11 protein-coding genes and 2 tRNA genes are annotated in these 12928 nt (G+C 32.7%); 6 read left to right on the plus strand and 7 right to left on the minus strand.

Translation table 11 applies throughout. The annotated features are described in order from the left end of the window. Positions 1 to 59: 59 nt before the first annotated feature. A complete protein-coding gene (gene galE, locus J3S90_RS02710; protein ID WP_210644556.1) occupies positions 60 to 1073 on the minus strand; it encodes a UDP-glucose 4-epimerase GalE in 1014 nt (337 codons plus the stop codon). Positions 1074 to 1100: 27 nt separating this feature from the next. Next, on the minus strand, positions 1101 to 2261 hold the full coding sequence (locus J3S90_RS02715; protein ID WP_394369398.1) for a DegT/DnrJ/EryC1/StrS family aminotransferase: 1161 nt from the start codon (positions 2259 to 2261) through the stop codon (positions 1101 to 1103). A 200-nt stretch (positions 2262 to 2461) separates the two neighbouring features. Between J3S90_RS02715 and J3S90_RS02720 the strand changes: the two genes are divergently transcribed. From J3S90_RS02720 to J3S90_RS02735, 4 genes are all read left to right on the plus strand, one after another. Beyond that, positions 2462 to 3703: a 3-deoxy-D-manno-octulosonic acid transferase gene (locus J3S90_RS02720; protein WP_210644560.1), complete on the plus strand. Its 1242-nt coding sequence runs from the start codon at positions 2462 to 2464 to the stop codon at positions 3701 to 3703. Continuing rightward, positions 3690 to 4136: a GNAT family N-acetyltransferase gene (locus J3S90_RS02725; protein ID WP_210644562.1), complete on the plus strand. Its 447-nt coding sequence runs from the start codon at positions 3690 to 3692 to the stop codon at positions 4134 to 4136. The genes J3S90_RS02720 and J3S90_RS02725 overlap by 14 nt, the downstream gene beginning before the upstream one ends. A gap of 23 nt (positions 4137 to 4159) precedes the next feature. Then, positions 4160 to 6334, plus strand: coding sequence for a S46 family peptidase (locus J3S90_RS02730; protein ID WP_210644564.1), 2175 nt, complete (start codon positions 4160 to 4162; stop codon positions 6332 to 6334). A 193-nt stretch (positions 6335 to 6527) separates the two neighbouring features. Further along, positions 6528 to 6761 (plus strand): hypothetical protein, encoded by a 234-nt coding sequence (locus J3S90_RS02735; protein ID WP_188048833.1) that lies wholly within the window; start codon positions 6528 to 6530, stop codon positions 6759 to 6761. 163 nt (positions 6762 to 6924) lie between these two features. Here the strand turns inward: J3S90_RS02735 and J3S90_RS02740 are convergent, their stop codons facing one another. From J3S90_RS02740 to mutS, 4 genes are all read right to left on the minus strand, one after another. After that, positions 6925 to 7272, minus strand: coding sequence for a DUF1508 domain-containing protein (locus J3S90_RS02740; protein WP_188048834.1), 348 nt, complete (start codon positions 7270 to 7272; stop codon positions 6925 to 6927). 270 nt (positions 7273 to 7542) lie between these two features. Then, a tRNA-Leu gene (locus tag J3S90_RS02745) sits at positions 7543 to 7628 on the minus strand. Between the two features lie 11 nt (positions 7629 to 7639). Beyond that, positions 7640 to 7715 (minus strand) — tRNA-Gly (locus J3S90_RS02750). Positions 7716 to 7863: 148 nt separating this feature from the next. Then, positions 7864 to 10470, minus strand: a complete 2607-nt coding sequence (gene mutS, locus J3S90_RS02755) for a DNA mismatch repair protein MutS (RefSeq protein WP_210644566.1) — start codon at positions 10468 to 10470, stop codon at positions 7864 to 7866. Between the two features lie 167 nt (positions 10471 to 10637). Between mutS and J3S90_RS02760 the strand changes: the two genes are divergently transcribed. After that, positions 10638 to 11090 (plus strand): DUF1573 domain-containing protein, encoded by a 453-nt coding sequence (locus tag J3S90_RS02760; RefSeq protein WP_188048836.1) that lies wholly within the window; start codon positions 10638 to 10640, stop codon positions 11088 to 11090. Positions 11091 to 11159: 69 nt separating this feature from the next. Next, entirely contained in the window at positions 11160 to 11708 is a 549-nt protein-coding gene (locus J3S90_RS02765; RefSeq protein WP_210644568.1) for an RNA methyltransferase, read from the plus strand. 22 nt (positions 11709 to 11730) lie between these two features. Here the strand turns inward: J3S90_RS02765 and folK are convergent, their stop codons facing one another. Beyond that, complete coding sequence (gene folK, locus J3S90_RS02770; protein ID WP_210644570.1) at positions 11731 to 12867, minus strand: 2-amino-4-hydroxy-6-hydroxymethyldihydropteridine diphosphokinase; 1137 nt, start codon at positions 12865 to 12867, stop codon at positions 11731 to 11733. Between the last annotated feature and the right edge of the window lie 61 nt (positions 12868 to 12928).

Here is a 12928-nt window from a genome sequence, read left to right on the forward strand (position 1 = left end):
AAAATCCCAAACCATCATTTTGATAATTTGGGATCTTTAATAAATATCAATTTAAAAATCTAACCTCTAATTTTCTGTTCCCATTTCCAAGCACTTGCCATCGCTTCTTCAAGCGTAGATTGTGCTTTCCAACCTAGAACATTATTTGCCTTGTCCGTATTGGCGTAAGCCGAAGTAATATCTCCTTCTCTGCGTCCTACAATTTTGTATGGCAATTTTTTACCGCTCACTTTTTCAAAACTATTTATCACTTCTAAAACAGAACTTCCTGTTCCTGTTCCTAAATTAAAGGTTTCTACTTTTGCTGTGTTTTTTTTGTTTATTAAACGCTGTAAAGCTATTACATGGGCTTTCGCCAAATCTACAACGTGAATATAATCACGAATAGCCGTTCCGTCTGGTGTTGGATAATCGTCGCCGTACACAGCCAATTCTTTTCGCAATCCAAAACCTGTTTGAGTAATAAATGGTACTAAGTTTTGAGGAACACCAATAGGCAATTCACCAATTTCAGCAGATGGATGGGAACCAATAGGATTAAAATAACGCAACAAAATAGCATTAATATTGGTCACTTTTGCGGTATCAGTTATGATTTCTTCTCCTACCGCTTTTGTATTTCCATAAGGAGAAACGGCCTGTTGAAGTGCTGCATCCTCCGTAATTGGCATCTTTTCGGCTTGACCGTAAACCGTACAAGAAGAACTGAAAATAAAATTGGCTTCGGGTTTTTGTTGTAATTGTTGTAACACATAAATCAGTGCACTGATGTTATTTTCATAATACAACAAAGGATCTTCAACACTTTCACCTACCGCTTTTGAAGCTGCAAAATGAATTACACCAGATATATCACTATTCCTTTTGAAAAAATCTTGTACTTTCTCTTTTTCGCGTAAATCTAAGTTTTCAAAAATGGGCTTTTTGCCTGTAATTTTTTCAATTCCATCTAAAACACTCAAAGAAGTATTAGAAAGGTTATCTACAACAACAACCTCAAAACCTTCGTTTTGCAATTCAACCACGGTATGAGAACCAATAAAACCTAAACCTCCTGTTACTAATACCTTCATTTTTATTAATTATTTTGCTTCAAGAATCTACTTTAAAAACTCTAAAACGCTGTCTGTAATGTATTTAATTTGTTCATCATCTAATTCCGTATGCATTGGCAATGATAACACTTCTTGCACTAATTGATTCGTTACTGGAAAATCTTCTTCTTTGTAACGCGTATCTAAATAAGCTTTTTGAGAATGTAATGGAATTGGATAATAAATAGCACATGGAATTCCTTTGTCTAATAAATGCTGCATTAATCCATTTCTATCTGCCGCAATAATACGCAATGTATATTGATGAAAAACGTGACAATCACAAATATCACAAATCGTTGGTGAAATGATATTTTTATGTCCTTCAAAAGCAGCTGAATATTTTCTAGCGGCGTCTTGTCTTGCTTTGTTGTATTGGTCTAATAAAGGTAATTTAGCATTCAGAACAGCTGCTTGAATACTATCTAAACGAGAATTAACACCTACAACATCATGGTGGTAGCGTTCGTACATTCCGTGATTTACAATTCCACGTAATTTATGTGCTAAAGCGTCATCATTAGTAAAAATAGCACCTCCGTCTCCATAACAACCAAGATTTTTAGAAGGAAAGAACGAAGTTGCACCAACATGACCTATCGTTCCTGCTTTCTTTTTTGTTCCGTCAGAAAACTTGCAATTAGCGCCAATTGCTTGCGCATTATCTTCAATTACATATAGATTATGTTCTTTGGCAAGAGCCATAATAGCTTCCATATTAGCGGCACGACCAAATAAATGAACCGGTACAATTGCTTTAGTTTTTGGAGTAATGGCTTTTTTGATTCCTTCAATAGAGATATTCATGTTAACTAAATCAACATCTACTAAAACGGGTGTCAATTGTAGCAAGGCTATAACCTCAACAGTAGCAGCAAAAGTAAAATCGGCAGTAATTACCTCATCTCCTGGTTTTAAATCTAGACCCATCATTGCAATTTGCAAAGCATCGGTTCCGTTTGCGCATGGAATTACGTGTTTTACGTCTAAATAAGTTTCTAGAGATTTTTGAAACTGATGAACTTGAGGTCCATTAATATAAGTATTGGTTTCTAAAACTTCTTGAATTGAACTATTTACACTTTCTTTTATCTTATCGTATTGACTTTTTAAGTCAACCATTTGAATTTTTTTCATTGATTTTGCTTGTTTAAAGTTCGAAAGGATACTGTTTTTAAAAACAACGAACTCTTTCTAAAAACGAAGAACAAAAATAGTTATTATTGAGTTCAAACCAATGAACACCACTTAAAATAAATTCTATTTTGATGAAATAAAAAAGTGAAGCTGTAACAAAATAAATTTTAAGCATTTCATTCGAAGAAACTAAAATAAAGAAACCGTATTTTAGCCCCAAATTCTAAAAGATGCTTTTTCTCTATAACTTAGTGGTTCAATTTGCTGGTTTTTTATTAAAAATCACAGCCATTTTCAGTCCTAAAATGAAACTTTTTGTAGAAGGACGAAAAGATGTTTTTTTAACATTGCAACAAAAAATAAATCAATCCGATCAAACAATTTGGTTTCATGCCGCTTCTTTGGGCGAATACGAACAAGGTTTACCTGTTATAGAAGCTGTAAAAAAACAATTTCCGTCTCATAAAATCATTCTTACTTTTTTCTCGCCTTCTGGTTATGAGGTTCGTAAAAACAACTCTGTAGCAGATGTAACAGTTTATCTTCCATTAGACACCAAGAAAAATGCGGATACATTTTTAGAATTAGTGCAACCCGATTTAGTTTTTTTTATTAAATACGAATATTGGCCCAATTATTTAGCGGGGCTTAAAAAACGAAATACAAAGACTTATTTAATTTCTGGAATATTAAGAGAAAAGCAACTTTTTTTTAAATGGTATGGTGGTTTTTACAGAGAAGCATTAAACGCTTTCACTTACTTTTTTGTACAAAACGAAAAGTCTAAAAAACTCTTGCAAAGTCTAGGCAAAACAAATGTTTCAATTTCTGGAGATACTCGATTTGACAGAGTGGCTACCATTTTAGAAAAAGACAATTCATTAGATTTCATTTCTCAATTTAAAGACAACAAAACCACAATTGTTATAGGAAGTTCTTGGCCAAAAGATGAAAACTTATTGATTGATTTTATCAATTCAAACGCAATGAAAATTAAATTTATAATTGCGCCTCATAACATCAAGAAAGAACAAATTCAACAATTAAAGAGTAGCATCACTAAAAAAACGGTCTTATTCACTGAAAAAGAAGGACAGAATTTAGCTGATTTTGATGTTTTTATTATTGATACTGTTGGTATTCTAACAAAGATTTATAGCTATGCAGATATTGCTTATGTTGGTGGAGGTTTTGGAAATCCTGGTGTTCACAATTTATTAGAACCAGCTACCTTTGGTGTTCCAATTGTCATCGGACCTAACTATTCTCATTTTCCAGAAGCAACCGCATTAGTCAATATAGAAGGTTGTAGTGTTATAACAAATGCTAAAGAATTAAAAGAAACCTTCATAAACCTAATTCGGAATGATGATATTAGGAATGAAAAAGGACATATTTGCGAAACTTTTGTACAAATGAATAAAGGGGCTACTTCTATAATTTTAAAAAATATTTTAAATGATACATTTTAAACCATTAGTCACTACAGATATAGAAACCATAGTGTTGTTGATGCAGGATTTCTATGCGATAGACAATTATCCTATTGACCTAAAAGTTAGTAAATCTTTATTTAAGGAATTCATTGCCAATGAAAATCTGGGAAAAGGATGGCTTATTTTGAACGAAGATGAAATTGTGGGTTATGTGATTCTAACTTTTATTTTCAGTTTTGAATACCAAGGAAAAATTGCTTTTTTAGATGAATTGTACCTAACTAAACAAGCTAGAGGCAAAGGAATTGGAAGTCAAACTGTATCATTTGTTAAGGATAAAAGTAAAGAATTGGGATTAAAATTAATCTACTTAGAAATAGAAAATCACAATCAAAATGCACAAAAATTGTATATTGCCAACGGTTTTGAATTGCATAATCGAAAATTAATGGCCCACAAAATCAAGTAAAATTGCAAACTAAATACATAAACATGAAATTTTTAAAACTATTCCTATTATTATTTGTTATTCAGACACAAGCCCAACAAGGCGGTATGTGGATTCCTTCCTTACTAAAAGGCATGAACGAAACAGAAATGAAAAATCTAGGCATGAAAATGTCTGTGAAAGAGATTTACGATGTAAACCAATCTAGCATGAAAGATGCCGTTCCTCATTTTAACGGTGGTTGTACTTCTGAAGTAATTTCTCCAAAAGGATTAATACTAACCAATCACCATTGTGGATATTCTCAAATTCAATCGCACTCTACAGTAGATCACGATTACCTTGCAGATGGTTTTTGGGCTTATAAAATGGAGGACGAATTACCAAACGAAGATTTGACCGTAACATTTATTGTAAAAATTGAAGATGTAACGACAGCTGTATTGAACGGAACAGCTACACTTACAAATGAAGCAGAAAAACAGAAAAAAATCCAAGAGAACATTTCAGCATTAAGCAACTCTCTACCAAAGGAAAGTTGGCAAGAAAACAAAATTCGTACATTTTATGAAGGCAATCAATACATGCATTTTGTAACAGAAACTTTTACCGATGTTCGTTTGGTGGGCGCTCCACCGACCTCAATAGGAAAATTTGGATCAGACACTGACAACTGGGTTTGGCCACGTCATACAGGAGATTTTTCTTTATTCAGAATTTATGCGGACAAAAATAATCATCCAGCAAAATACTCAAAAGACAACGTGCCTTATACACCTAAACACTTTTTACCCATTTCACTTGATGGTGTAGCCGAAGATGATTTTACTTTAGTATTTGGTTATCCAGGAAAAACAAATGAGTATTTACCCGCAGTTGCAATTGAGCAAATTGTAAATGAGTTAAATCCAGCAAAAATAGAAATTAGAGACAAAGCCTTGAAAGTTGCCGATGGTTTTATGCGAAAAGACAATGCTATCAAAATTCAGTATGCTTCAAAATATGCTAGTATTGCTAATTATTGGAAAAAGTGGATTGGAGAAACTCAAGGATTAAAAAAATCAAATGCTGTAGCTGTAAAAAGAGAAGCTGAGAAAGTTTTTCAACAAAAAATAGTTAAAGCAGGGAAAGAAAAAGAATACGGAACACTATTAGCTGATTTCGAAAAGAACTATGCTGCAATCGCTCCTTATGCCGTTGCAAGAGAATATTTTATGGAGACAGTGCAACGCAATACAGAAATGCTTAGCACCGGATTTAAATTATACCAATTAGAACAAGTTTATAATGCTAAAGGCGAACAAGCTTTTAACGACAGAAAAACTAATTTAATTAGTAGTTTGGCAGATTTTTATAAAAACTTTAATGCGACAGTTGACGAAAAAGTTTTTGAACAATTGATTGATTTGTATGCTAATCAATCATCTAAGCAATTTTTACCAAAAGGATTAACGAACATTAATGCTAAAAATTTAGCTTCAGAAATCTATAGTAAATCCAAACTTAAAGATTACGACAGCTTGAAAAAATTACTTTCTGGCGATGCAAAAACTGTAATAGCAAACTTAAATGCAGATCCCGCTTTTATCTTAGTAAAAGAATTATCAGATAAGTACACTAAAGAGATTGCACCAAAATATGATGAAATCAACTTAGAGATCACCGCATTGCAACGTACTTACATGAAAGCACAATTAGAATTAAACACGGACAGCCGTATTTTTCCAGATGCCAATAGTACTTTAAGAGTTACTTACGGAAAAGTAAAAGGATACGAACCTAAAGATGCTACTCTTTATACACCAATAACGTATTTAGACGGTGTAATGGAAAAGTATATTCCTGGAGATTATGAATTTGATGTTCCTGCAAAACTAATTGATTTATACAAAACTAAAGATTACGGTCCGTACAGCGAAAATGGAAAAATGCCAGTGAATTTTATAGGCACCAATCATACTACAGGAGGAAATTCAGGAAGCCCTGCAATTGACGCTTATGGGAATTTAATTGGACTTAATTTTGATCGAGTTTGGGAAGGAACAATGAGCGATATCTATTATGACCCTAATATTTGTAGAAATATAATGGTTGACATAAGATATGTTTTATTTATTATGGACAAATATGCTGGTGCTAAAAACTTAATTAGCGAATTAAAACTAGTTCACCCAAAACAAGGTAAAACACTAAAAAAGAAGACCTTAAGTAAAAAATAAATTAAAAAAAGGGTTAAATTAGCGATATTAAAAACTAATTTAACCTTTTAATCAACTGGCATAATAATTGCTATTTAAATGAACGTTGGTGAAAAATATTATTTTTTAAAAAAAAAATAAAAATATATTTTACATATTAAAAAATTTATATCTTTGCCACGAATTAATAATTAACCTTTTATAATAAATTAAGATGAAAAAAGTATTTTTAAGTTTAGCTGCTGTTGCTGTATTAACTGTTGTATCATGTAAAAAAGCTGACGCTTCTGCTGAAGAGTCTGCTAACGCTGTTGATTCTGCTGCTATGGTAGTTGATTCTGCTGCTATGGTTGTTGATTCTGCTGCTACTGTAGTTGATTCTGCTGCTGCTGTTGCAACTGATGCTGCTGCTACTGCTACTGAAGCTGCTGCTGAAGTAAAAAAATAATTAGAACTTAAATTCTAAAAATTTTAAAGCCATCCCGCTAAGCGAGATGGCTTTTTTATTTCCTATCACTAGACTTCATAAAGAAACAAAGTGATTAATAAAAAAAAAGAGAATGTCTTTACTAATAAAGACATTCTCTTTTTTTTATTAATCAAGAACAAGGTTAGTCCTGAAAAATAAAATCATTGCCTGAAAAATCTAATATTTCAGAAACCGATCCATAACGTACAATTTCGTCGATCCCTTTTTGCAAACGCAATGAAGTTGTATATTTTCTACTAGTGGCAAAATGAACGCCATCCAACATTAGTTTAAAATAGAATTTTCCAGTTGAGGATTTAAATTTTAAAAAATCTGCTGTTTCTATTTCACGCTTAAATCTTTCAATATCTTCTTCACACTCAAACTTAAGCTCATAACTGAGACTAGTAAAAACCACTTTCCCTTTTCTAGAAGTAAAAACAAATTTATACTCATCATTAAATCTTCTACTAATAACAAAAGCCCCCATAATTTACTTTAAATAAATTTGACAATCAAACCGAATAAACACATCACTACTCGCTTCATTTTTTAAATTATGACATATCACCCATAAACTTCTTTATCTACTATAAAACACAGTCATTTGATGCTAAAAACTAATTATAACATTAATTAATGTAATTTACTAAGCACGATAAAACATAGAGATTGTATTACTTTGAATCACACCAATAAATCTGAAGTAGTCATTTTATAAAATAAAAAAAGCTCCAAACAGAGTTTGAAGCTTTTTTAGTACTCAGAGCGGGACTTGAACCCGCACGAACATTGCTGTTCACTGGATTTTAAGTCCAGCGTGTCTACCAATTTCACCATCCGAGCATTATGTGGTGTGGAGCGAAAAACGGGGCTCGAACCCGCGACCTCGACCTTGGCAAGGTCGCGCTCTACCAACTGAGCTATTTTCGCATTTTCAATTCTTTAAAAGAACCACAATACTTGTTGTGTATTGCGGATGCAAATTTAGGACTTTTATTGAGTTACGCAAGATTTTTTTATAAAAAAATACAATAAAAAAGCTAAACTTCTGATAACCTATTATTTAAAAACAATAAAATTATTTCCTAACTAACATTCTCTTAATTTCATTGAGTTTCATCAAGGCCTCCATAGGAGTAATAGTATTTATATCTAGATTTAAAATCTCTTCTTTTATCTCTTCTAACAAAGGATCATCTAAATTAAAGAAACTCATTTGCATTTCGTCTTTAGCCTCTTTAATTCCATTTAAGGCATCACTAGAATGATTTTTCTCTAATTTTTTCAAAAGCTTTTGCGCTTTTAAGATTACTATTTGTGGCATTCCGGCCATTTTCGCCACATGTATTCCAAAACTATGAGCACTCCCTCCTTTTACTAATTTTCGAATAAAAAGAACAGTGTCTTTGAGTTCCTTTACTGCCACGTTATAGTTTTGAATTCTAGGTAAAGATTCACTCATTTCATTCAATTCGTGGTAATGGGTAGCAAACAAGGTTTTAGGTCTTGAAGGATGCTCATGCAAAAACTCTGCAATTGCCCAAGCAATTGAAATTCCGTCATAGGTACTAGTTCCTCTTCCGATCTCATCTAACAATACCAAACTTCTATCTGAAATATTATTCAAAATTGAAGCCGTTTCATTCATTTCCACCATAAAAGTAGATTCACCCATCGAGATATTATCACTCGCTCCTACTCTGGTAAATATCTTATCAACAATACCCATTCTAACACTCTCTGCAGGAACAAAACTTCCCATTTGAGCCAACAGTACTATTAAAGCAGTTTGGCGCAAAATAGCCGACTTACCAGACATATTAGGACCGGTAATCATAATAAGCTGCTGTGTTTCTCTATCCAAGAAAACATCATTAGCAATATACGGAGTACCTACAGGCAATTGTTTTTCGATAACAGGATGTCTTCCGTTTTTAATTTCTAGTTCGAATGTCTCGTCTAATTCTGGGCAAACGTAATTATTTTCTATGGCGAGTTGCGTAAAAGAACATAAGCAATCCAACTGCGCTACCAAGTTCGCATTCATCTGTACTGGCTTAATATAAGTAGCAATCCAACCAACCAATTGCTCGAACAACTCTGCTTCAATTTTATGAATTTTCTCTTCAGCTCCTAGTATTTTCGTTTCGTATTCCTTAAGCTCTTCCGTAATATAACGCTCAGCATTAACTAAAGTTTGCTTGCGAATCCATTCCGCTGGAACTTTATCCTTATGCATGTTTCTCACTTCTATATAATAGCCAAAAACATTATTAAAGGAGATTTTTAATGAAGAAATTCCCGTTGCTAGAGATTCTCTTTTTTCAATTCCATCTAAGAATTCCTTACCAGAAGTTGATATAGCTCGCAAATCATCCAATTCTGCATGAACGCCTTTAGCAATAGCATTTCCTTTAGCAATAGCTACCGGAGCATCTTGATTCAATACCGTTTTTATTTTCTCACGCAACAATTCGCAACTATGCAAACTATCACCAATAATTTTTACTGCTTCTTGCGGACTTTGCAAGGCTAAATCTTTAATCGGAATAATAGCATCCAATGATTCTTTTAGATAAACCACCTCACGAGGAGATACTTTTCCGGCTGCTATTTTAGAAATTAAACGTTCTAAATCAGATATTTGTTTGATTTGATTTTGAATATTCTTTAAAACATCTTGATTGGCTTTTAAATAAGAAACTACCTCATGACGACTTTTTATTTTAGCATTATCTTTCAATGGCAGAGCCAACCACCTTTTTAGCAAGCGGCCTCCCATTGGCGAAAGCGTTTTATCAATAACATCCAACAAAGTAACAGCATTTGGATTGTAACTGTGATATAATTCGAGATTACGAATTGTAAAACGATCCATCCAGACATAAGCGTCTTCGGCAATGCGTTGAATACTCGTGATGTGTTGCACTCTATTGTGTTGCGTTTCAGAAAGATAATATAAAATTGCTCCCGAGGCAACAACGCCCTCTTTAAGCTCTTCTACTCCAAACCCTTTCAAAGAAACAGTTTGAAAATGCTTTGTTAATGTTTCAAAAGCATAATCTTCCTTATAGATCCAATCTTCTAAATAAAAAGTATGGTAATCCTCTCCAAAAGTTTCTCGGAAATCATTCTTATTATTTTTCGGAATTAAAACCTCACTAGGATTAAAATTCTGTAACAGCTTATCTATATATTCTGCGTTTCCTTGAGCCGTTAAGAATTCACCTGTAGATACATCCAAAAAAGAGATTCCTATTGATTTATTGGCAAAGAAAATAGCAGCCAAAAAGTTATTTGTTTTAGACTGTAAAACCTCATCATTCATAGAAACACCAGGCGTAACAAGCTCAGTAACTCCTCTCTTGACAATTGTTTTAGTCATTTTGGGATCTTCTAGCTGATCGCAAATTGCTACACGAAGTCCTGCTTTGACTAGTTTTGGCAAATAGGTGTTTATAGAGTGGTGCGGAAAACCAGCCAAGGCAGTCTCTGTTTCAGAACCTGCTCCGCGTTTGGTTAGAGTAATACCTAAAATCTTTGAAGCCCGTACTGCATCATCACCAAAAGTCTCATAAAAATCCCCAACACGAAACAACAAACAAGCATCAGGATACTTTCGTTTAATCTCGTTATACTGCTTCATTAAAGGCGTTTCCTTAACCAATTTATCTTTAGATGCCAACTTGCTTTATTTTAAAAATGAATGAAAAAAATTCTGTGAGCGAATTTATAGATTTATAGTCAATTATTAAAGATCCAAAAAAATATTAATGATTTTTAAGATGAAATTAAGCTATTGGCATGATTTTTTCTTTAAATTTGTCAAACCAATTAAAAAAAACAAATAAAATGAAAAAGATAATTACACTAGCATTATTACTAGTTGTAGGAGTTACGGCTTCTAACGCTCAAGAAACTTCAAAAGCACCTAAGAAAATCAAAGCTAAAACTACAGCAGTTGCAAAAATTGAAGGTGCAGGAATGGTTTTTCAAACAGAAACTATTGATTACGGAACTGTTGCTTATAATTCTGATGGTAAACGTGAATTTGTATTTACTAACAACGGAAACAAACCATTAATCATTACTAATGCACAAGGTTCATGTGGTTGTACAGTTCCTACTTATCCAAGAGAACCAATTGCTCCAGGAGCAAAAGGAGTTATTGGAGTAAAGTATGATACTTCTAGAGCAGGACAATCATTTAATAAAACAGTAACTTTGACAACTAACGCTGTTGAACCAACTAAAGTACTTACAATTAAAGGAAATGTTTTAGCAGCTGATGCCGCAAAAAGCTAATTAATATAAATAAATAAGAAGAAAGCTTCCCATGAATAGGAAGCTTTTTTTTTGAATAATAGCCAAAATATGAGAAAGCTTGAAAATAGCGAATTGAATCGAAAATCTGTTGAAGGTTTCAAAGAATCCGAAAAAACGCCGATTATTTTAATATTAGATGACATTCGTAGTTTACACAACATTGGTTCTGTTTTTAGAACAGCAGATGCTTTTTTGATCGAAAAAATATACCTCTGTGGCATTACTGCTACGCCTCCCAACAAAGAAATACATAAAACGGCTCTTGGAGCTACAGAAACAGTTGCATGGGAACATCATCAAAACGTTCTTGAAGTTATAGAAAACTTAAAAAAGGAAAACGTAATGACGCTCGCAATCGAACAAGTAGAAAGCGCTGTTTTTCTTCAGGATTTCAAAGTTGAAAACAAAAAGAAGTATGCTTTAGTTTTTGGAAATGAGGTTTATGGAGTTTCTCAAGAAGCAGTTGCACTTTGTGATGGATCAATTGAAATTCCACAATTGGGAACCAAACATTCTTTAAACATTTCAGTTAGTGCCGGAATTGTAGTTTGGGATTTATTTGTTAAAATCAAGCAGTTAGAAAATAAGGTAGATTAGAAAATGTGAAAATTAATATTTTCTACTGATTTGTTTTCTTTTGAATTTCATCTAAAATAAAAAGGTAGTCTTCTTGATTTTTAACGAAATCCCTATCGGAAACATCAATTATCAAAACGTTTAGTTCCGTTTGAGATTTTATATAATCCAAATACCCATTGTTAATCTTATCCAGATAATCTGCAGGTATTTCTTGTTCGTAACTTCGTCCTCTTTTTTTTATATTTTGAAGCAAACGCTCTGAATTTTGATATAAATAAACATACAAATCGGGCTTTGGCATTTCTTTATAGATGATATCAAATAGATTGCGATACAAGCGATACTCATCATCAGCCAAGGTAATTTTAGCAAAAATTAGCGATTTAAAAATATGATAATCTGCAACTATAAAGTCTTTGAACAAATCAAATTGAGCTAAATCATCTGATAATTGTTGGTATCGATCTGCTAAGAATGACATTTCTAAAGGAAAAGCGTATCGGTTTTGATCTTTATAAAATTTAGGCAAAAAAGGGTTATCCGCAAAACGTTCTAAAACAGTTTTTGCATTAAAATCCTCTGCAATTTTAGTAGCTAAAGTCGTTTTTCCCGCTCCGATATTCCCTTCAAAAGCAACATAATTAAATTGCTCTAAAGGAATATTTCCCAAAGGGCTTTTTAAATTTTGAACTATTTTGCATTCATTTTCATCAAGAGAAGATTCTAATAATTCTACAATATTTTTTTTAAAAATAGGATGCTTCCAATCTAGATTTAAATCCCGAATTGGCAATAGAACAAATTTCCTATCTTGCATCAAAGGATGCGGAATCTGTAACTTTTCAGAATTAATTATTGCTTCATCAAATGCAATAATATCAACATCAATAATTCTAGATTGATATCCTGGAACTACGCCACGAACTCTTCCCAACTTTTTTTCTACTTTTAGAACTTGCGACAAAATTTTAGAAGCAGAACTTGTTGTATGCATCATTAAAGCACAATTGTAAAAAGCATCACTATCAAAACCCCAAGAAGGACTTTCGTATAACTTAGAAACCTTAATTACAGTTCCTATTTCTTGATGAATTAATGCTATACAGTTCTCAATAGTTTCCAATCGATTGCCTTGATTACTTCCTAGCGATAAAATGACCTGATGTTGTGATTTCATATTAACCGCAAATTAACTAAAACAAATTTAGATAAGTCGCATCTTTATAAAGCTTGTTAAT

Source organism: Flavobacterium flabelliforme (genome assembly GCF_017948675.1).
Taxonomy (GTDB): domain Bacteria; phylum Bacteroidota; class Bacteroidia; order Flavobacteriales; family Flavobacteriaceae; genus Flavobacterium; species Flavobacterium pygoscelis.

Bases quoted from the DNA above. Each gene is read 5' to 3' on its own strand.
- J3S90_RS02735 (WP_188048833.1), top strand. From the start codon at position 6,528: ATGAAAAAAGTATTTTTAAGTTTAGCTGCTGTTGCTGTATTAACTGTT.
- J3S90_RS02720 (WP_210644560.1), top strand. From the start codon at position 2,462: ATGCTTTTTCTCTATAACTTAGTGGTTCAATTTGCTGGTTTTTTATTA.
- galE (WP_210644556.1), bottom strand. From the start codon at position 1,073: ATGAAGGTATTAGTAACAGGAGGTTTAGGTTTTATTGGTTCTCATACC.
- J3S90_RS02760 (WP_188048836.1), top strand. From the start codon at position 10,638: ATGAAAAAGATAATTACACTAGCATTATTACTAGTTGTAGGAGTTACG.
- J3S90_RS02730 (WP_210644564.1), top strand. From the start codon at position 4,160: ATGAAATTTTTAAAACTATTCCTATTATTATTTGTTATTCAGACACAA.
- folK (WP_210644570.1), bottom strand. From the start codon at position 12,867: ATGAAATCACAACATCAGGTCATTTTATCGCTAGGAAGTAATCAAGGC.
- J3S90_RS02765 (WP_210644568.1), top strand. From the start codon at position 11,160: ATGAGAAAGCTTGAAAATAGCGAATTGAATCGAAAATCTGTTGAAGGT.
- J3S90_RS02740 (WP_188048834.1), bottom strand. From the start codon at position 7,272: ATGGGGGCTTTTGTTATTAGTAGAAGATTTAATGATGAGTATAAATTT.
- J3S90_RS02725 (WP_210644562.1), top strand. From the start codon at position 3,690: ATGATACATTTTAAACCATTAGTCACTACAGATATAGAAACCATAGTG.